This is a genomic window from Rhizobium sp. CSW-27 (assembly GCF_018760785.1).
Taxonomy (GTDB): Bacteria; Pseudomonadota; Alphaproteobacteria; order Rhizobiales; family Rhizobiaceae; genus Neorhizobium.
Map to the genome: position 1 here is coordinate 96,187 of NZ_JAHHZO010000002.1, position 19,757 is coordinate 115,943.

17 protein-coding genes are annotated in these 19,757 nt (G+C 64.1%); 11 read left to right on the plus strand and 6 right to left on the minus strand.

Annotation, left to right across the window (positions count from 1 at the left end):
- Nucleotides 1-14: 14 nt before the first annotated feature.
- Nucleotides 15-380 carry a hypothetical protein gene (locus KLP42_RS04010; protein ID WP_215564912.1) on the plus strand — a complete coding sequence of 122 codons (366 nt, stop codon included), beginning with the start codon at nucleotides 15-17 and terminating at the stop codon, nucleotides 378-380.
- Between the two features lie 41 nt (nucleotides 381-421).
- Here KLP42_RS04010 and KLP42_RS04015 read toward each other — a convergent pair whose 3' ends face one another.
- Complete coding sequence (locus KLP42_RS04015) at nucleotides 422-1,168, minus strand: response regulator (protein ID WP_215564913.1); 747 nt, start codon at nucleotides 1,166-1,168, stop codon at nucleotides 422-424.
- A gap of 139 nt (nucleotides 1,169-1,307) precedes the next feature.
- On the opposite strand from KLP42_RS04015, the gene KLP42_RS04020 reads away from it, so the two are divergent.
- Both KLP42_RS04020 and KLP42_RS04025 read left to right on the plus strand, forming a co-directional pair.
- The gene (locus KLP42_RS04020; RefSeq protein WP_252192756.1) at nucleotides 1,308-2,060 is read left to right on the plus strand and encodes a Crp/Fnr family transcriptional regulator; all 753 of its coding nucleotides are present in this window, start codon (nucleotides 1,308-1,310) and stop codon (nucleotides 2,058-2,060) included.
- Nucleotides 2,061-2,093: 33 nt separating this feature from the next.
- Nucleotides 2,094-4,001, plus strand: coding sequence for a hybrid sensor histidine kinase/response regulator (locus tag KLP42_RS04025; RefSeq protein WP_215564914.1), 1,908 nt, complete (start codon nucleotides 2,094-2,096; stop codon nucleotides 3,999-4,001).
- Nucleotides 4,002-4,187: 186 nt separating this feature from the next.
- Here KLP42_RS04025 and KLP42_RS04030 read toward each other — a convergent pair whose 3' ends face one another.
- Nucleotides 4,188-6,353, minus strand: coding sequence for a putative bifunctional diguanylate cyclase/phosphodiesterase (locus KLP42_RS04030; protein ID WP_215564915.1), 2,166 nt, complete (start codon nucleotides 6,351-6,353; stop codon nucleotides 4,188-4,190).
- Between the two features lie 98 nt (nucleotides 6,354-6,451).
- Entirely contained in the window at nucleotides 6,452-8,221 is a 1,770-nt protein-coding gene (locus KLP42_RS04035) for an ABC transporter ATP-binding protein/permease (protein ID WP_215564916.1), read from the minus strand.
- A gap of 308 nt (nucleotides 8,222-8,529) precedes the next feature.
- Here KLP42_RS04035 and KLP42_RS04040 point away from each other — a divergent pair, with 308 nt between their 5' ends.
- From KLP42_RS04040 to KLP42_RS04075, 8 genes are all read left to right on the plus strand, one after another.
- On the plus strand, nucleotides 8,530-10,158 hold the full coding sequence (locus KLP42_RS04040) for an AMP-binding protein (RefSeq protein WP_215564917.1): 1,629 nt from the start codon (nucleotides 8,530-8,532) through the stop codon (nucleotides 10,156-10,158).
- A 151-nt stretch (nucleotides 10,159-10,309) separates the two neighbouring features.
- On the plus strand, nucleotides 10,310-11,446 hold the full coding sequence (locus tag KLP42_RS04045) for an ABC transporter substrate-binding protein (RefSeq protein WP_215564918.1): 1,137 nt from the start codon (nucleotides 10,310-10,312) through the stop codon (nucleotides 11,444-11,446).
- A gap of 9 nt (nucleotides 11,447-11,455) precedes the next feature.
- Nucleotides 11,456-12,376, plus strand: coding sequence for a branched-chain amino acid ABC transporter permease (locus KLP42_RS04050; RefSeq protein ID WP_215564919.1), 921 nt, complete (start codon nucleotides 11,456-11,458; stop codon nucleotides 12,374-12,376).
- A gap of 11 nt (nucleotides 12,377-12,387) precedes the next feature.
- The gene (locus tag KLP42_RS04055; protein ID WP_215564920.1) at nucleotides 12,388-13,359 is read left to right on the plus strand and encodes a branched-chain amino acid ABC transporter permease; all 972 of its coding nucleotides are present in this window, start codon (nucleotides 12,388-12,390) and stop codon (nucleotides 13,357-13,359) included.
- A complete protein-coding gene (locus KLP42_RS04060; RefSeq protein ID WP_215564921.1) occupies nucleotides 13,352-14,101 on the plus strand; it encodes an ABC transporter ATP-binding protein in 750 nt (249 codons plus the stop codon). Before KLP42_RS04055 ends, KLP42_RS04060 begins: the two co-directional genes overlap by 8 nt.
- Nucleotides 14,101-14,784 carry an ABC transporter ATP-binding protein gene (locus tag KLP42_RS04065; protein ID WP_502941264.1) on the plus strand — a complete coding sequence of 228 codons (684 nt, stop codon included), beginning with the start codon at nucleotides 14,101-14,103 and terminating at the stop codon, nucleotides 14,782-14,784. The genes KLP42_RS04060 and KLP42_RS04065 overlap by 1 nt, the downstream gene beginning before the upstream one ends.
- Before the next feature lie 72 nt (nucleotides 14,785-14,856).
- Entirely contained in the window at nucleotides 14,857-15,153 is a 297-nt protein-coding gene (locus KLP42_RS04070) for a hypothetical protein (protein WP_215564922.1), read from the plus strand.
- 135 nt (nucleotides 15,154-15,288) lie between these two features.
- Nucleotides 15,289-16,767, plus strand: a complete 1,479-nt coding sequence (locus tag KLP42_RS04075; RefSeq protein WP_215564923.1) for a pectate lyase family protein — start codon at nucleotides 15,289-15,291, stop codon at nucleotides 16,765-16,767.
- A gap of 69 nt (nucleotides 16,768-16,836) precedes the next feature.
- Here KLP42_RS04075 and KLP42_RS04080 read toward each other — a convergent pair whose 3' ends face one another.
- Genes KLP42_RS04080 through KLP42_RS04090 form a run of 3 tightly spaced genes read right to left on the minus strand, consistent with a single transcriptional unit; the run spans nucleotide 16,837 to nucleotide 19,563 of the window.
- Nucleotides 16,837-18,051, minus strand: coding sequence for a pyridoxal phosphate-dependent aminotransferase (locus KLP42_RS04080; protein ID WP_215564924.1), 1,215 nt, complete (start codon nucleotides 18,049-18,051; stop codon nucleotides 16,837-16,839).
- Between the two features lie 16 nt (nucleotides 18,052-18,067).
- A complete protein-coding gene (locus KLP42_RS04085; RefSeq protein ID WP_215564925.1) occupies nucleotides 18,068-18,712 on the minus strand; it encodes a TetR family transcriptional regulator C-terminal domain-containing protein in 645 nt (214 codons plus the stop codon).
- Nucleotides 18,709-19,563 (minus strand): dimethylarginine dimethylaminohydrolase family protein, encoded by an 855-nt coding sequence (locus KLP42_RS04090; protein WP_252192757.1) that lies wholly within the window; start codon nucleotides 19,561-19,563, stop codon nucleotides 18,709-18,711. The genes KLP42_RS04085 and KLP42_RS04090 overlap by 4 nt, the downstream gene beginning before the upstream one ends.
- Nucleotides 19,564-19,757 lie beyond the last annotated feature (194 nt).

The following is a 19,757-nucleotide window of genomic DNA, read 5'->3' on the forward strand; positions in this document are numbered from 1 at the left end:
TCGAAGGAAGGCCTATGAACAGCGCTTATAACGTAGCCGACATCACGGTCGCGCAGGTGGACCGGGCGTTTCCGCTTGCCAATGCGGCGGAGGCGGCAGCCGATCTCGGCGACTGGCGCCGATTCTGCGAACGCATCATCGCGGCGCGTGACGAAGGCGAGGCGCGCGAGCGCCTGCTGGTCTGCGAAAACGGGCATGGCTACCTCAAGGGTCTGTGCCTCGCGACGCTGCGCGACACCGAAGAGGGCGCGGTGCTCGACGTGCCGCTGCATGTGGTGGCGACCGTTCTGGACGAGGACGGTGTGCGCTCCGCGCTCTGGGAGCGGCTTCGGGTGCTTGCCGCCAGTGCCGGCGGTGCGCGCCTGCAACTGCCGGCCTGAAGGTGCGAACTCAGGGTGCGAACCGAGGGCGCGGCACGGTTTTACGCGCCCCGCGCTTCGGTGCTGCTCGCCTCGGCCGCGAAGATATAGCCCACGCCGCGCACGGAGCGGATGAAAACGGGATGGGCCGGGTTGGTCTCGATCTTCTTGCGCAGACGGGCGATCTGCGCGTCGATTGCCCGGTCGAAGGCTTCGAACTGGCGGCCGCGCGTCTGGTCCATCAGCATTTCGCGCGTCAGAACGCGGCCGGCATTGCGGATCATCACCGCCAGCATGTCGAATTCGCCGGTGGTCAGTTCCACCTCTTCGTCGTGCGGGTTGAGCAGGCGGCGGCGGTGGATTTCCAGCCGCCAGCCGTCGAACTCGTAGACCTGGCCCTGTTCCTGTGCCGGGGCTTCGGCCGGCTTGCGGCGGCGCAGGATGCTGCGCACCCGGGCGAGCACCTCCCGCAGGTGGAAGGGTTTCGGAATGTAATCGTCGGCGCCGACTTCCAGCCCGATGATGCGGTCCACCACATCGTCGCGACCGGTCAGCATCACGATCGGTACGTCGGAGGCGGCGCGGATCTCGCGGGCCAGCGCCAGCCCGTCCTCGCTGTTGGGCAGCACCAGATCGAGCAGGATCAGATCCACTGTGAAATCGGCCATCGCCTTGCGCATGGAGGCGCCGTCGGATGCGCCTGTGACGAGGAAGCCCTCGTCCTCGAAGTAACGCGTTACCATCTGACGGATACGAGGATCATCATCCACGATGAGGATGCGCTCGGCCCGCTTCTCGAATTTCGTCATGCCCCTGACCAGACCACCTGCCAGACCACCGGATTGGCTGTTACACACTGTTACACGATTCAACCGGACCGTAACATGCCCGGCATCCTTCTGTCACCGCCGCCCACCATAGTTTGGCCATCAAGACAGAGGGACGGACATGCTTTCGACAGCCACCAACGCACATTCCGCTTTCGCCGCCATGGCGACGATGAAGCCGCAACTGGCAACGCTGGACGAACTCTTCGCCTCGGTTCCGCGCGAGACGCTGGATGTCGGCGAGGGCCTGTTCTGGCAGGGTGACGATGCCCAGCACATTTTTGAGGTCACGGAAGGAGTCTTGAGGATTTTCAAGATCATAGGGGATGGGCGCCGCGTCATCACCGGCTTCCTCTATGCCGGTGACATGGTGGGCCTGTCGCTCAAGGACGTCTATCTCTACAGCGCCGAGGCGGTCACGCCGGTCAAGGTGCGCCGCCTCACCAAGCGCGCCTTCATCGACGCGATCGAGCATTCGCCCGAACTTCGCCCGCAGCTTTTCTCGCTGATGTGCGACGAAATGGCCGCCGCCCAGGACCAGATGGTGCTTCTGTCACGCAAGAGCGCCGAAGAGCGCGTCTGCAGCTTCCTGATGCTGATTGCCCGGCGCATGCAGGGCGAGCGCCAGATGGCCCGCACCGTGCAGTTGCCGATGAGCCGGCAGGACATGGCCGACTATCTGGGCCTGACGATTGAAACCGTGTCGCGCACCATCACAAAGCTGATCGCGCGTGGCGTGATTTCGCCGAACGGGCGCCATGCCTTCGACCTTGCCAAGCCCGGAAAACTGCTTGCGCTGTGCGGCGATGGCGATAGTTATGACGACATCGGCGATCGTGCCGTCAAGACGCGGCAGGCGGTCTGGCCGCACTGACGGTCCGCCTGTTCCAGAAGCCAAGGGGTTTGCATGGCAGAGATCATCAGTTCCGGCACGCCATCGTCGGAGGTATCGAACCTGCTGTCTCTTCTAGACCCGATCAATGTCATCGCGCATGATGCGGAAGGCTTCATCCGTCACTGGAGCAGCGGCAGTGTCGGTCTCTTCGGCTGGCAGGCCGAAGAGGTGGTGGGCCTTGACGTGCTTGCACTGCTGGCGCCGCAGCCACCGATCGTGATGACCGAGGTGATCGACGCAATTCGCGCCGAAGGCGCCTTCAAGAGCAATCTCGAATATCGGCACAAGGACGGGCATACGATCTCGGTGCTGAGCCGCTGGATTCTGCAGGAGACCGGCGACGGTCCGCTGATCGTGCAGATCAACGAGGATTTTCGCGCCGCCGCCACCATTCAGGAAAATCTTGCTGCGCGCGAGGCGCATTTCCGCTCGATCCTGCAGACGGTGCCGGAAGCGATGGTGGTCATCGACGAGGCCGGCATCATCACCTCCTTCTCCTCCACCGCGGAAGACCTGTTCGGTTATGACGCGGAGGAGGTGGAGGGCCGCAATGTCGCGATCCTCATGCCCTCGCCGGACCGCGAGAACCACGACCGTTACATCGTCAATTACCTGACCAGCGGCCAGCGCCGCATCATCGGCCTTGGCCGGGTGGTGAAGGGGCTGCGCAAGGACGGCTCGACCTTCCCTATGGAGCTTGCCGTCGGCGAGGCCGTCTCGAACGGCAGGCGCATCTTCACCGGCTTCATCCGCGACCTGACCAGCCGCCACAAGATCGAGGAAGAACTGCGCCAGGCACAGAAGATGGAAGCCATCGGCCAGCTGACCGGCGGTCTGGCGCACGACTTCAACAACCTGCTCACCATCATCAGCGGCAACCTGGAAATGCTGGAGATGCGGGTGACCGAACCAAAGGCGCAGGTCCTGCTGCGCGAGGCGCAAGGGGCGACGAATGACGGGGCCAAGCTGACGGGTCAGCTGCTGGCCTTCGGCCGTCGCCAGCCGCTCAACCCGCGCGTCACCGATCTCGGCCAGATGATTGCGAGCTTCTCGGAGCTGATCCGCCGCACCATCGGCGACCGCATCGAACTGCGCACCACGGTGCGCGGCGGCGGCAACGAAGCGCTTGTGGACGGGCCGCAACTGCAGAACGCGCTGCTGAACCTGACGCTGAATGCCCGCGACGCCATGCCGGACGGCGGGCAACTGACGCTTGAGGTCAGCCGCGTTCATCTCGATTTCGATTATGCGCAGATGTATCCGCAGGTGCGGGCCGGCGATTACGTGCTGGTTGCCGTCTCCGACACGGGAACGGGCATGACCGAGGAGATCAAGCAGCGCGCCTTCGAACCCTTTTTCACCACGAAGACCACCGGGGCCGGCACGGGCCTCGGCCTCAGCATGGTTTATGGTTTCGTGCGCCAGTCCGGCGGCCATATCCAGATCTACAGCGAGCCGGGTCAGGGAACCAGCATCCGGCTGTTCCTGCCGACGGCAAGCCGGGCTGGCGCCACGCTCGCAGCGCCGGAGGTTCCGGTGGCAGAACCGCAACTGCCCGGAGGCACCGAAACCATTCTCGTTGTCGAAGACGATCCGCGCGTGCGCCGGGTGGCCGTGGCCCGGCTGGAAAATACCGGCTACACCGTCCACCAGGCCGCCAATGGCCACGAGGCGCTGGATGTGCTGGACCGGCATCCGGAAGTGGCCCTGCTGTTCACCGATATCGCCATGCCCGGCATGTCCGGCGACCAGCTGGCGAAGGTGGTGCGCGAGCGCCGGCCGGACATCAAGATCCTGTTCACCTCCGGCTATGCCGAGCCGGAGATCGCCGGCAAGCAGCTGGCGGCCGACGGAAGCTGGCTGAAGAAACCCTATACCGCCCGCGAGCTTGCGACGCAGCTTCGCCTTCTGCTGGATTGAGCGATTGCGCCGGATCGAACGGAATGCCGGGGCTTGACCGGCGGCGTGAAGGGCAAGGGCCCCGCCGGCCCTGCCGGAGGCGTGGCGGGCCGTGTCCGGCAACACCGGCATGACCGGACGCAATCCATCCTGTCGTCCGGCCGGAATTGCGAGCGCCAGAGCACTGCCCGCTTTTGCCGGACCTGCCTAGCCGGCGCGCATCGCAGGGGCGGCAAGCCGGCTTGGCAGCCTTGCCAGCAGGCCGGCAATGTCGGATGCGGGCATCGAGCGGCCGAACAGATAGCCCTGGCCGCAATCGCATCCCATCATCTTCAGGGTCAGTTCCTGCTCGATGGTTTCGATGCCTTCGGCAATGGTCGTGACGCCGATGTCGCGGCTGAGCATGATCAGTGCGCGGGTGATGGCGGCATCGCGCTGGCGCGTCAGCAGATCCCGTACGAAGCCGCGGTCGATCTTCAGCGTGGTGATCGGATAGTGCTGCAGGGTGCCGAGCGACGCATAGCCGGTGCCGAAATCGTCGAAGGCAATGCCGACGCCGATCTCGCGCAGCGCGCTGATGAGACGCAGTGACTGGTCGCCATCCGTGAGCGCGGCGGTTTCGGTAATCTCGAGTTCGAGGAAGCGTGCCTCGACGCCGTGCTGCGCCAGCAGGCGCGAGACCGCCTCCACGAAATCCGGGCTTCGTAACTGCAGGGGAAACAGGTTGACGCTCATCTTGACGCGCGGCAGGCCGGCCGCCGCCCACTCGCCCATCTGGCGCACCGCCTCGCCGAGAACCCACCAGCCGACCTCGATGCTGAGCGTGCTTCGCTCGAGAGCCGGCAGAAATTCCGCAGGCGGCAGCAGTCCGCGCACCGGATGCTGCCAGCGGATGAGGGCTTCCATGCCGCAAAGGCTGTCGTCCTCCAGATTGACCTGGGGCTGGTATTGCAGGACGAACTCGCCCTGGCGCAGGGCCCGCACGATGTCGTTGTGCGCGGCCCGGCTGTGGCAGGCCTCCGTCTGCAGGCGCGTGTCGAAGCCCACGGCCGCGGTGCGTTCCAGCAGGCGCGCATGCGACAGGGCATAGTCTGCCCGGCCAAGCAGGTCGTCGGCCGCCAGTTCCGGTCCGGCCTCCGCATGGCCAAGGGCGCAGGTGACCTGCAGACGCTGATGGTGAATCTCGAAGGGAGGCTGCAAAGCCTCCAGCAGCGTATCGACAATGTCCTGCAGCCCTGCCGCATCCAGCGGGGCCGGCAGCAGGATCGCGAACTGGTCAAGGCCCAGTCGGGCCGCCTGCGCGCCGGATGGCAGGCAGAGCCGGATGCGATTGGCCGCATGGACGAGCAGCGTATCGCTGAGGGATGGCCCCATCTGTTCGCCGATCGCGCCGATCCCGGCAAGCTCCAGGATGATCAGTGCGCCAGCGTTCTGCTGCCGGCAATGTTCCTGAACAAGGCTTTCGAAACGGTCGCGGTTGAAGAGGCCGGTCAGCCGGTCCTGATGGATGAGGTGTACCACCTCCGGCTCCGCTGTCCGGCGGTCCGACAGGTCGTCGATGATGCAGCTGTTCCAGACCTTTCCCTGTTCTTTCCAGACTGAGAAGGTCACGGCAATCGGGAATTCGCTGCCATCGCTGCGGCAGGCCAGGGTCTCGATCCGCGGACGCTCGACCGGATGCCCGCCTGCGCCAGCGGCAAGGATCATCCCGTGCAGGTAGTGCTCGGTCAGCAGTCTTGCCGGAATCAGGATGTCGCAGGGCTGCCCCAGCAGATCCTCGCGGCGGAAGCCGAACAGTTGCAGGGCCGCGTCATTGGCGAACGCGATCTCGCCGTCTTCGCTGAGGCACAGCAGAGCCTGGTCCGTCGCCCGGGCAAAGATTGCCGGCATGCGCTCCAGCTGCCGCTCGCGTTCCGCCAGCAGGTGGTCGGCCGCAATCCGCGCCACGGCGCGCAGGTTGCGCGCGTCGCTCGGCGAAAAGGTGTCGCGGGCGGCCGGATCGGCGATCCAGAACATGCCGAAACGGTGACCGTCCGGTTCCTGCAGGCAGGCACCGGCCAGGAAGCCTCTCGCCTCGGCGTCAAAGCCCTCGCTCCGGCCGGTGCGGTCGAGCATCACGACGAGATCCTCGTCCGGTAGATCAGGCAGGTGAAGAGGGAAGCTACAGCAGTCCGTCAGCGGCAGGATCCGGGCCGGCCCCCGGCAATCGCCGGCAATGGCAATGAAGGCATGTTCCGTTCCGAACAGCTGGTTGGCAAAGGTGCAGACATGATGCAGACGTGCAACCGTTTCCCGGTTGGCGCAGACATGCTCATCAAATGTGCGGCCATTGCGGCCACGGCCGGCATCCGCGCCCATATCTCGCTGCATCATGGCCCCAAAGCATGTGTTTCATGCATAGTTGTATGTAATGAATTAACTCGGTTGTGAAGGCAAGCATAAACACCGAGTCTGTATCATGATTCTGGTTTTCATCCGGCGCGCAGCGGCGAAAGGTGTACAACTTTCGGATCGAGCTGCAAAAATACCTCGGAACGTCCAATATAAACGATTGCTGTATTATCAAGGGTTGCCAGAAGCTGCCCGCATTCCTGCTGGGCTTCCGGATCGAGGGTTTCGAGAGCGTCATCGATCACCAGCCATTCCGGCTGGATCAGGCGGGCGCTGGCCAGACGCAGGCGGGTGCGGTCTTCGTCGTCCAGGGCCCTGTCCCAGCGTTCGCGGGCATCGAGACGTTCCGCCAGGCGGCCGAGCCCGACTGCAGCGAGCGCCTCGGCCAGCTGTTCGTCGGAAAATTCCGACACCTTGCGCGGATAGGCCATGACCTCGCGCAGGCTCGCATCGGGGAAATAGCCCTTCTGCGGCATGAACAGAACGGTATCGGAGGATGGCATGCGGATCTCGCCGGTTCCCCAGGACCACAGGCCTGCCATGGCCAGGAACAGCAGGTGACGGTTGGCGCGCGGATCGCCGTTGAACATCACGCGCTCGCCGGGGAGGATGCTGACCTCGCCGGGAAGCTCCATGCCGCGTTCTCCCTCGCGCGCCCCGGGGCCGGGCAGCAGCACGAGATCGCCGAGCAGGATGCGCCTGTCCGGCGAGGGCGAAAGCAGCGCGGGTGTCGCGTCCGCCTGTTCCTCCTCGCCGATCTGGCCAAGCGCCCGGCGGAAGACGGCGACGCGATACAGCGCCGCCTTCCAGTCGGCGATCGGGCGGAAATTGTCGACATACCAGCGCAGTGCCGTGTTGACCTGGTTGAAGGCGCCCACCGCCATCATCAGCCCGCCGAAGGAGATGCTGCCGTTGAAATAGACCGGGGCCGCGATCAGGATCGGCGCGATCGTCGTCAGCCAGCCAAAGCCGGCCGAGACCCAGGTGAGGTTGGTATAGCCGAGCGCCAGCCGCCGGATGACCTTCAGAACCTCGCTGATCGCCAGATGAATGCGCCGTCTTTCACTGTCCTCGCCATGGGTCAGCGTGATCGCCATCAGGTTCTCGTTTGTGCGCATCAGCGCAAAGCGCAGTTCGGCTTCTTTTGAATAGCGCAAGGTGTTGAGCCCGGGCAGCCGTCGGCCGACCAGATTGCTGAGCAGCGAGGCGGTGGCCGCATAAAGCAGTGCCGCCCACACCATGTAGCCGGGAATGGCGATCTCGCGGCCCTCGATGGTGAAGCTGAAATCGGCGGAAATCGCCCAGAGAACCCCGATGAAGCTCAGCAGCAGGATCGTCGAATTGACAAGGCCGATGGCAAGCGAGGTCGACAGTTCGGCGAGGTTGCGGGCATCCTCATGCAATCGCTGGTCCGGATTGATGCCGATGGTGCCGAGACTGGCGAGTTTCAGCGCCCGGCGCGGCGCCATCCACTGATCAACCAGGTCGCGCGCCAGCCCTTCGCGCATGTAGAGCGCGGTCATCTGGTTCAGCCAGGCCTGCACGACATTGAGGATCAGCAGCGAGCCCGCAATGACGAAGAACACCTGCAGCTCCGACAGGAAGGCCGGCACGTCGCGCCGCTCCAGCGCATTGTAGAAGGGTGTGTTCCAGTAGTTCAGCCGGTACTGGGCATAGACCGTGGTGAGGATCACGGCGAGCAGGGCGACCGTCAGCAGCAGGACCCGGTTGCGAACCGTCGATCGCCAGAAGGCGCCCATCATCAGCCGTATCTGGGCATCGAAGGTGAAATCGGCACTGTCGATGTCGAATTCCGGCTGCTTGCCGCCGTTCTGGTTGGTCTCGGTCATGTCGCCGTCCGCGTTGTCCTGCCGTTGCCGGAGGTTTCCGGCCATTCTAGTTCCGTATGGCTTCATTTTACCTAAAGCCCATGGCGGGGATTTGCGCCAGCCCCTTGCCCCTTGGGGAAAGGCGCCTTGCGGCGCGTGGTCGGCCCATGCGGTGCGAAAAATTATTATAGACTTAAAATTTCTCTCTTGCATGCGCGGCGGTCCGGTGCAATTCTTTGCCCATCAAGAGGCGGAAACAGCCTCGAAAGGTGCGTGTGCGGGAGAGGAAACCCGCGCGACGATGCCTCAAGACAGAAGGGAACAGAGCCATGCTGGGACCCACCAGTCACGTGGATACGTTTGCGCGCGACAATCTTCCGCCCTTCGAACAGTGGCCGGATCTGCTGCTCGACGGCTTCGATTATCCCGACCATCTCAATGCCGCCGTGGAACTGACCGACCGCATGGTCGAGAAGGGCTTCGGCGATCATACGGCGCTGATCGGCAACGGCCGCCGGCGCACCTACAAGGAACTGGCGGACTGGACGAACCGGATTGCCCGTGCCCTGGTCGAGGATTACGGGCTGAAGCCCGGCAACCGCGTGCTGATCCGCTCCGCCAACAATCCGGCCATGGTCGCCTGCTGGCTGGCCGCGACCAAGGCGGGCGCGGTGGTGGTGAACACCATGCCGATGCTGCGCGCCGGCGAACTGGCCAAGATCGTCGACAAGGCGGAAATCTCCATGGCGCTGTGCGACACGCGCCTGATGGATGAACTGGTCGCCGTCGCCAAGGAAAGCCGCTTCCTCTCCCAGGTGATCGGTTTTGACGGTACCGCCAACCATGACGCCGAACTCGATCGCGCCGCCCTGAACAAGCCGGTCCGCTTCGATGCCGTGCTGACGGGGCGCGACGACGTGGCACTGCTCGGCTTCACATCCGGCTCGACCGGCGTTCCGAAGGCGACGATGCATTTCCATCGCGATCTGCTGATCATTGCGGATGCCTATGCCAAGGAAGTGCTGAACGTGACGCCGGAGGATGTCTTCGTCGGCTCGCCGCCGCTCGCCTTCACCTTCGGTCTTGGCGGGCTTGCCATCTTCCCCTTGCGCTTCGGTGCGGCCGCCACCCTGCTCGAACATGCCACGCCGCCGAAGATGATGGAGATCATCGAGACCTACAGGGCGACGATCTGCTTTACCGCCCCCACCGCCTATCGCGCCATGCTGGCGGCCATGGACGAGGGCAGGGCGGACCTGTCGTCGCTGCGCATCGCGGTCTCTGCCGGCGAAACGCTGCCCGGCCCGGTGTTCGAGGAATGGACCTCGAAGACCGGCAAGCCGATCCTCGATGGCATCGGCGCCACCGAGATGCTGCACATCTTCATTTCCAACAGGCTCGGGGAAGCGAAGCCCTATTGCACCGGTCGCCCGCTGACCGGCTATCAGGCGAAGATCGTCGACGAGCAGATGAACGAGGTGCCGCGCGGCGAGATCGGCCGGCTGGCCGTGAAGGGGCCGATCGGCTGCCGCTACATGGCCGACGAGCGCCAGATGGAATATGTGCGCGACGGCTGGAACCTGACAGGCGACAGCTTTACCCAGGACGCGGACGGCTATTTCCATTTCGCCGCCCGTTCCGACGACATGATCGTCTCGGCCGGCTACAACATTGCCGGACCGGAAGTGGAGGCGGCTCTCCTGAAGCATGAGGCGGTGCTGGAATGCGCCGTGATCGGCGTGCCGGACGAGGAGCGCGGCCATATCGTGCAGGCGCATGTGGTGCTGACGGACAAGGCGCAGGCCTGCGAGGCTCTCGTGAAGTTGCTGCAGGAACACGTGAAGTCGGTGATCGCGCCCTACAAGTATCCACGGTCGATCATCTTCGTCGATGCATTGCCGAAGACCGAATCCGGCAAGATCCAGCGCTTCCGTCTCAAGCAGGATCGGGCGGCCTGACGTCCATCCGGCACCCGCGACATGTGGATGATCGCTTTCGACTAGGAAAATATCCCCGCCTGCGTCTATGGTTGCGTCGGGGATGACAGAACGGCCGCAAAAGGTCGCACATCACAGAGTGGGACGTCAAAGAACAACGGGAGTGCATCACATGAAGACTTTTCTGAAGGCGGCGACGCTGACGCTGACGCTTGGCGCCTCGTCTCTTGCCATGGCGGAGCCGGTGAAGATCGGCCTGATCACCACGCTTTCCGGCGGCGGTGCAGGCCTGGGCGTCGATACGCGCGACGGTTTCATGCTGGCCATCAAGCAGTCCGGCAACAAGGATATCACCGTCATCACCGAAGACGATGCACAGAAGCCGGAACTGGCCGTGCAGATCGCCGACAAGATGATCCAGAGCGACAAGGTGGATATCCTGACCGGCATCGTCTGGTCGAACCTTCTGATGGCGGTCGTGCCGGGTGCCGTGGCGCAGGGCAAGATCTACGTCTCGACCAATGCCGCACCGGCGGCGCTTGCCGGCGAAAAGTGCGATCCGCTCTATTTCAATGCCGCCTATCAGAACGACAATCTTCACGAGGCCATGGGCGAATATGCCAACAAGGTCTACAAGAAGATGTTCATCATGGCGCCCAACTATCCGGCGGGCAAGGATTCGCTGACCGGCTTCAAGCGCTATTACAAGGGCGAACTGGCGAACGAGGTCTATACCAAGGTCGGCCAGACGGATTACGCCGCCGAGATCGCCCAGATCCGCGCCTCCGGCGCCGATGCGGCCTTCGTCTTCCTGCCGGGCGGCATGGGCATTGCCTTCATGAAGCAGTATGCACAGTCCGGTGTGAAGATCCCGGTCATCGGCCCCGGCTTCTCCTTCAGCCAGGACGTGCTGCCGGCGATCGGCGACGCGGCGCTTGGTGCCAAGGCCTCCGGCCAGTGGGCAAAGGACCTCGATAACGCCGCCAACAAGAAATTCGTGCCGGCCTTCCAGGCGGAATACGGGCGCCTGCCGTCGATCTATGCCGTGCAGGCCTATGATGCGGCACAGCTGATCCTGGCCGCTGCCTCCAAGGCAAGCGTCAAGGATGTGAAGGCCTTCACGACGGAACTCAGCAAGGCGGACATCCAGTCGCCGCGTGGAAAATTCAAGTTCAACACCAACCGCCACCCGATCCAGGACATCTACCTGACCGAAGTGGTGAAGGACAACGGCACGCTGACCAACAAGATCGTCGAGAAGATCTTCACCGATCACGGCGATGCCTATGCGAAAGACTGCAAGAAGTAAGGCGCGTTCGTGACTTTTGCTCTCCTCATCGAGCAGCTGCTGAACGGGGTTCAGCTCGGCGTCATGCTGTTTCTCATGGCAGCCGGGCTGACCCTGATCTTCGGGGTCATGGGCCTGATCAATCTGGCTCATGGTTCGCTCTACATGGTCGGCGCCTTTGCCTGCGCCAGTGTTGCGGCACTCACCGGGTCCTTCTGGCTCGGCCTTGTCGCCAGCCTCGCGGCGGCGGCCGCGGCCGGTGCGCTGATCGAAATCACCGTCATCCGGCGGCTCTATCAGCGTGATCACCTCGACCAGGTGCTCGCCACCTTCGCGCTGATCCTGATCTTTTCCGAAGGCACGCGCTGGCTGTTCGGCTCCTTTCCGCTTTATCTCGACATTCCGCCACTGCTGCAGGGTGCGGTCGGGCTGCCGGGCGGCGCACAGTATCCGGTCTATCGGCTGGCCATCATCCTTGCCGGCGCGCTTGTCGCTTTCGGCCTCTATGCGCTGATTTCCAAGACCAGGCTCGGCATGCGTATCCGTGCGGGCGAAAGCGACCGCGAGATGATCGCGGCCCTCGGCGTCGATATCCGCACGCTCTACACGCTGGTCTTTGCGCTGGGCGCCGCCCTGGCGGGGCTCGCCGGTGCCATGGTCGGTGCGCTGCAGTCCGTCCAGGTCGGCATGGGTGAGCCGGTGCTGATCCTCGCTTTCGTGGTGATCGTCATCGGCGGCATCGGGTCGATCAAGGGGGCGCTCGTCGGTGCGCTGCTGGTCGGCTCCGTCGATACGCTCGGCCGTTTCCTGCTGCCGCAGGCGCTGGCGCTGATGGTGCCGCCGGATCAGGCGGGGCTGATCGGCGGTGCGCTCGCCTCCATGCTCATCTATATCCTGATGGCGATCATCCTGGCGGTCAAACCGCGCGGGCTGTTCCCGGCTCAGGCATGAGGACCAATGCCATGAAGCGGGAAAATGCCATCAACCTCGTGCTTTTGCTGGCGCTGCTGGCGACACCTTTCATCGCCCAGGCGATGGGCGAAACGTTTACGGTGACGCTTGTCACGCGCATCGCCATCCTGGCACTCGCCGCCGTCGGGCTCAACATCGCGCTCGGTCTCGGCGGTCTCGTCTCCTTCGGCCACGCCGCCTTCTTCGGCACCGGCGGTTATGCGGCGGGCATTCTTGCCTCGCATGCCATGTCCGGGGAGCCGATGCTGTTCGGTTTCGAAGGCTCGAACCAGATGCCTGTGGTGTGGCTGGCTGCGGCGATCGCCGCCGGTATCGTCAGTCTTGCGATCGGGGCGATCAGCCTTCGGACCTCCGGTGTCTATTTCATCATGATCACGCTCGCCTTCGCGCAGATGGTCTATTATTTCGCCATCTCCTGGCCGGCCTATGGCGGCGAGGACGGGCTTTCCATCGTGCTGCGCAATGCCTTTCCCGGCGTCAACACGATGCGGCCGATGGAATTCTTCCTCGTCTGTTTCGGTGTGCTGCTGGCAGCCCTGATCTTCTCCGCGCTGCTGCGCAGCTCGCGTTTCGGGGCGGCTCTTCAGGCGGTGCGGCAGAACGAGGTGCGGGTTGCCTCGATCGGGATTTCGCCGATGCCGATCCGGCTGACGGCCTTTGTGCTGTCGGCGATGATCACGGCCGTGGCCGGCGCGCTTTATGCCGATCTCAACCGCTTCGTCAGCCCCTCAATGCTTTCCTGGCACATGTCGGGTGAACTGATCGTGCTGATCATCCTCGGCGGCACGGGCCGTCTGATGGGGCCGGTGGCGGGGGCTGCCCTCTTCGTGGTGCTGGAGTTCTGGCTCGGCGGTATTACCGAACGCTGGCAGTTTTTCCTCGGTCTTATCCTGCTGGTAACGGTGCTGTTTGCCCGTGGCGGCGTGATCGGGCTTCTTGCCGGAAAGGAACGTCATGGCTGAGCCGGTTCTTGCCATCCGCGACCTGCGCAAAAGTTTTGGCGCGCTGAAGGCGACCGATGGTGTATCCATCGACCTCTATCCGGGCGAAATCCACGCGCTGATCGGGCCGAACGGCGCCGGCAAGTCCACGCTGATCCACCAGATCTGCGGCACGCTGCGGCAGGATTCCGGTCAGATCCGGCTGGCGGGCCAGGAGATCGGACACCGGACGGTGGCGGAACGCGCCAGGCTTGGCCTTGGGCGCACTTTCCAGATCTCGTCGCTCGCCGGCGAATTTTCGGCGCTGCGCAATGTCATGCTGGCGGTACAGGCCGGCCAAGGCTCAAGCTTCCGTTTTTTCAAACCCGTGATGCGCGACCGCGCGCTGACGGAGGCTGCGATGGAGCGGCTGGAGCGTGTGGGGCTCGCGGCCCGCGCCCATGTGCCGGCCTCCGAACTCTCGCATGGCGAAAAGCGCCAACTGGAAATCGCGATTGCCCTGGCGCTTGATGTGAAGGCCTTCCTGCTCGATGAGCCGATGGCCGGCATGGGGCCGGAGGGCTCGAAGGTGCTGACCGGTTTTCTTGATCGCCTGCGACAGGAAGCGCCGATCCTGTTGGTGGAACACGACATGGATGCCGTCTTTGCGCTCGCCGACCGCATTTCGGTACTCGTCTACGGCCGGGTGATCGCCACCGGGACGGTCGACGAGATCCGCAACGATCCGGCCGTACGCACCGCCTATCTCGGAGACCATGCCTGATGCTGCTCGATGTTCAGGACATCCAGACTTTCTATGGCGGCAGCCAGGCGTTGTTCGGCGTTCAGCTCAAGATGGACGAAGGCGAGGTCGTGGCGCTGATGGGCCGCAACGGCATGGGCAAGTCGACCACCATCAAGTCGATCTGCAATCTGATGCCGCCGAAATCCGGCCGTATCGTATTAGACGGCAAACCGACCGACCGGCAGCCTCCGCACAAGGTGGCGCGTCTCGGCATCGGGCTGGTGCCGGAAGGGCGGCGCTGTTTTCCCAATCTCACCGTCTACGAAAACCTCGTCGCCGCCGCGCGGCCGGGCCGCTGGACGCTCGAGCGCGTTAATGACCTCTTCCCACGGCTTGCCGAACGGCGCGACCAGATGGCCCGTTCGCTCTCCGGCGGCGAGCAGCAGATGCTGGCGGTCGGGCGTGCGCTGATGACCAATCCGCGGCTCCTGATCCTCGACGAGGCGACCGAAGGGCTGGCGCCGGTGATCCGCCAGGATATCTGGCGGGCGATCCGGGCGCTGAAGGCCGACGGGTTGTCGATTCTGGTCGTGGACAAGACGCTGTCCGAACTGCTTCCGGTTGCGGACCGCTGCGTGGTGCTGGAAAACGGCCGCAACGTCTGGGAGGGGAAGGCGGATGCGCTGAGCCCCGAGCTTCAGGACCGTTATCTCGGCGTCTAGCTCCGTTTCGGAACACAGCCCCCAGCCACGGGTTTGGCCTTCATGCGCTCAAGCAGCCTGAAGGAGACCAGCATGCAGAGTTCTAAGCCAGATACGCGGGAGCAAATTCCCGTCGAAACCAGTGCCGGGACGGGCGAGCCGCAGCCCCGCAAGACGCCCGACCCGATGACGGCCGATCTCCTGCGGGAGCGGAAGAAGATTGCCGAATCCGACCTTAGGACCGGAGAGACGATCAGGGCTCCGGCCGGCGGCCGGGTGGCCGATGCGGGCGATGCCTCCGGCGGGCCGACCACGGCCTATGACCTTGAAACCCAGGCCGACAGTATCTCCCGGCAGGGCCGACGCGTGACCGGCGACGAGGTCGAATGAGCCCTGGCTGTCTGTCGTCATCGCTGGGTGGCTCCCACACAAAATTGTATTATGACATGCGGTATATATGTCATATAAGTTTGTGGCGCTCGTGGTAATGGCACGGGCGCCACGGTTGTGGGAGGAGACATCACCATGCATGACGGCCGAAAGAGCCTTCGTCTGGTTCGCGCGCTGATCGCGGGCCTCAGCCTGTGTGCCCCGGTGGCGCAGGCACAAACCGACCTGCTGAGGCAGGCGATTGCCGCCAATGACGGCTGGGCCGCCGGCACTGATGGCGGCGCCCGCGCTGCGGACGACCACATCTACACGGTCACCAGCCGTGCCGAACTGGTGGCGGCCCTGCAGGCCGGCGGCAACCCGGATCTTGCGAAGATCATCCAGGTAAAGGGAACCATCAATCTCTCGGTGGACGACAGCAACAGGGAGCTGTTCGAGAAGGATTACGCCGATCCGGCCTATGATTTCGAAGCCTACAAGGCCGCCTATGCACCGGCTGTCTGGAATGTGCGGCTGACCGACAAGAAGCGGCCGGAGCGGGAACTGACCGGCCCGCTGGAGGAGGCGCGCAAGCGCTCGGCGGACCGCCAGAAGGCGCGCATCGTCATCAGGCTCACCTCCAACACCACGCTCATCGGGCTTGGCGACGACGCCAGGATCATCAAGGGCAATCTCGTCATCGGCGAGGGGACCGAGAACGTGATCATCCGCAACATCACCTTCGAGGACGCCTTCGACTACTTCCCGGCCTGGGATCCGGGCGACTCCTGGAAGCTCGATACAAGTTATCCAGGTTGTCAGGAGAGTTTTGTCGATGCCGCCACCGGCCCGCAGCAGTGCCCCGGCGGCCGCTGGAATTCCGAGTATGACAATATCTCGATCAGTGGCGGAACGCGCGTGTGGATCGACCACTGCACCTTTACCGACGGCGAGCGGCCGGACCATCTGTTTCCGCCGGTCTTTCCCTTTCCGAACAACATGGTCGAGCAGAAGGTGCAGCATCACGACGGACAGGTGGACATCACCAACGGCGCCGATCGCGTGACGCTGACCTACAACCACTTTGCCGGGCACGACAAGACCTCGCTGATCGGCGGCAGCGACAGTCGAACCTCGGATGCTGGCAAGCTGAACGTCACCTATCGGGCCAACTGGTTCGACAATGCCGGCCAGCGTCTGCCGCGGGTACGTTTCGGCAAGGTGCACAGCTACAACAACTATTTTTCCGGCACCGCCGCCCTGCCGATCAAGGCAGCGGCGGACCTGCGGGAGAAGCATGATCTCGCCCTGAAGGCCAAGGGTGAGTTTCCGGTCTTCCGCAGCGGTTTCGGCATCGGCAAGGATTCAGCGATCTATTCCGAGAACAACTATTTCGAGATCCGAAATGGCGGCATCGGTGAGGCGGCGGTCGTGCAGGGCGGCACGCGCTTTGTTGATCGCGGCTCGATGGTCAACGGCCAGGCGGCCGATTTTGCCGCAGCGCTGAACAGCGATCCGAAGAAGCCGATCTCGCCGGATCTCGGCTGGACGCCGACGCTTTACGGCAAGCCACCGGTTCCGGCCGCGGAGGTTCCGGCCTATGTCAGGGCCAATGCGGGCGCCGGCAAGCTGTAGGGCATCTTCATGCAAAAAACCTTCCCGCCCGGACGGCGGGGAGGTCGGGTCGAATGAAATGCCGACGGCTCAGGCGCCGAGGCGTCCGCCGGCAGCCTTCTGTTCCACCGGCAGTGCTGCCAGGCGTCCGGCAAGCGTTGCCATGCGGCGCACGGCCTCTTCCAGAACCTCGTCCGGCACCGTCAGCGAGATGCGGATGAAACCTGCCGCCTGATGGCCGAAGGAGGAACCGGGCATGACGGCAACCTTTTCCGTGTTGAGCAGTTCGCGGGCGAAATCGGCGCCGTCGAGACCGGTGGCCGTGACATCCACCACCACGAACATGCCGCCTTCCGGCATCATCGGCTTCAACAGGTTGCTGCCGGCAAGCGTGCGTTCCACCAAGCCGGCACGGCGCTGATAATTGTCGCGCATGATGCCGGCGGTCGGAAAATCCTGCGACAGCGCCAGCGCCGTCATGTCTGAGATGAAGGGCTGCACGCCGAACAGCATGGTTTCCGACACCGGCAGCAGCCGGCTGCAGAATTCCTCAGGACCTGCCGCCCAGCCGCTGCGGAAGCCCGGAGCGGCATGCGACTTGGAGATGGAGGAGACGACAATGGTGCGCTCCGCCAGTTCCGGCGTGTCGAAGGGCGAGGCGAAGTCGCCGCCGAACAGCAGTTGCTCGTAGACCTCGTCGCAGACGATCCAGAGATCGTGCTTGCGGCAGACCTTGCCGATGGCGGCGATTTCCGCTTCGGTCAGCACGGCACCGGTCGGATTGTGCGGCGTGTTGAGCAGCAGGACGCGGGCTTCCGGCGTGATCGCCCGCTCCAGATCCTCGGCCTGCAGATGGAAGCGGTTTTCCGGGCGCAGCGGCACCGGGATCAGATGCGCGCCGGTGGACGCGATGACGCCTTCATACGTCGCATAGAGCGGATCGCCCACCAGCACGCCGTCGCCTGATTCCACCAGGCCGGTCATCACGGCATAGAGCGCCGTCTGGGTGCCGGGGAAGCAGAGAAAATTCCTTTCCGTGACACCTGGCCGGCGCCGTTCATACTTGGCAACCAGCGCCTTCAGCACGCCCGGCTCGCCGCGGCCGTTGGAATAGCGGGTGCGCCCGGCATACATGGCCCGGCTGCATTCCTCCAGCAGGGCAGGGTCCGGCGGCAGGTCCGGCTCGCCGATGGTCAGTTCGATGATCGGTTCGCCGGCGGCGATCATGCGGCGGGCAGCCAGATGCAGGGCCCAGCGGCCGGAGCCCAGATCGGCAAGGCGGTCGGTAATGGAGGCGTAACGCACTGGAAAAATCTCCCGTTCAGGTGCGGTTGGCGGCGGAAAGCTCGCCGGCGCTAAGGCCGAGCAGCCGCTCTACCGAGGTCAGTGCCGTATCGGCAAGCTGGTTTTCGGAAAACATGTCCGCCACCAGCGTTCCCTCCAGCCACAGCCCGTCGATCAGGCCGTTGAGAGCAATCGCATGGCGCCGGCAGGTCTGCGTGTCGATCGGCCGGCCCTGTTCGGCGAAGAAGGCGCTGAGAAGTCCCTCCAGCACGGCAAGGAAGCCGATATAGTTTTCCCGGTGGATGGCGGCAAATTCCGGTTCCACCCGGATGTGGCCGATGAAGGCCGCCCAGAGCGAGAGCATGCGCGGATCGGTAACCGGCGGGGTGAGGTTGCCGGCAATGAAGCGCACCAGCTTTTCACGCGCGGTGCCATCGCCATCCGCTGCCGCATAGGCCGGCTCGCTCATCATGCGCATCACCTCGCGATAGGCGGCCTGCATCATCAGGTCCTTGCTCGCGAAGTAGTGGCGGATGAGGCCGCCGGTCACGCCGGCGCGGGTGGCAATCTGGCGCACGGTGGCGCCCTGGATGCCGAATTCGGCAATGCAGTCGAGCGTCGCGGCGATCAGATCCTCGCGGCGCTCGGCCTCGCTTGCCCTGTGAAAGGTGCGCCGGCTCACGAAGCCCGCCGCAGGACAGGCCGGGTCAGGCAGGTCGGGCCGCCCTCGCAGGCAATGCACAGCGCGTCGGCCTCGAAGGTCGTCACCACGCAGCCATGCGCTTCCATCGCCGCCCTGGTGGCCGGGAAGCCCTCGACCATCAGCACCTTGCCCGGTGCGGTCGGCAGCACGTTGAGGTTCAGGCCGTTGCTGGCTGCGAAATCGGCTTCCGGCGCGTGGATGAGCGTATGGCCGCGTTCCTTCAGCAGCAGATAGAAGGCGGCCGGCATCAGCGGCGCATGCACCAGCGCCATGGTTTCGGTCAGCGGGCTGATGACGGACATCAGGTGCAGGCAGGCCTGTTCCCCCTGCCACAGCGGCAGGTCATAGCCGAGAACGGTGACGCCGAGCGGCGCAAGAATGGTGGACAGCTGATCGATGCCGGCCTGGTTGGTGCGCACGCCGCGCCCGACGGCCAGCGTCTTGTCGTCCACCCACACGCAGTCGCCGCCCTCGACGCTGCCCGGCGCCTCGATGCGGCCGAGGATCGGAATGCCGGCTTGCTCGTAGACCTTTGCGTGAAGGTCCGGCTCGCCCATGCGCAGCCGCTTGCCCATGCGCAGGATGATGGCGCCCTGGTCTGTCATCAACGAGGGGTCATGGGTGAACATGGCATCGGCCATGCCATCGCCATTGTCTTCCAGCCACAGGATTTCCGCGCCCGACTGTGCAACCAGCTCCGCGAAATGCGCATGCTGGGCAATCGCCCGCTCGGCATCGAAGGTCGGACCATAGTGCCATTCGGCCGCCTTGGCGGCCTTCAGGCTTGCTCCCGGACGGCGCATGAGAACGCGAAGAAGGGAAGTCGACATGGCCTGGGAGCCGTAAGCATGCATGAGAAACCTCGGGGAGTAACGGAAGGAAAATGCGATGAGGTGCTTATTATACGCTTGAGTAATTTTTGGACAAGTGCAAAACTTCATCGCAAGCTTGCGGCGCCAGCACCGTATGATAACAACAAATGCTGGGGGAACAGTCGGTTTAGCAGATCGGATCAGGGTGTTGG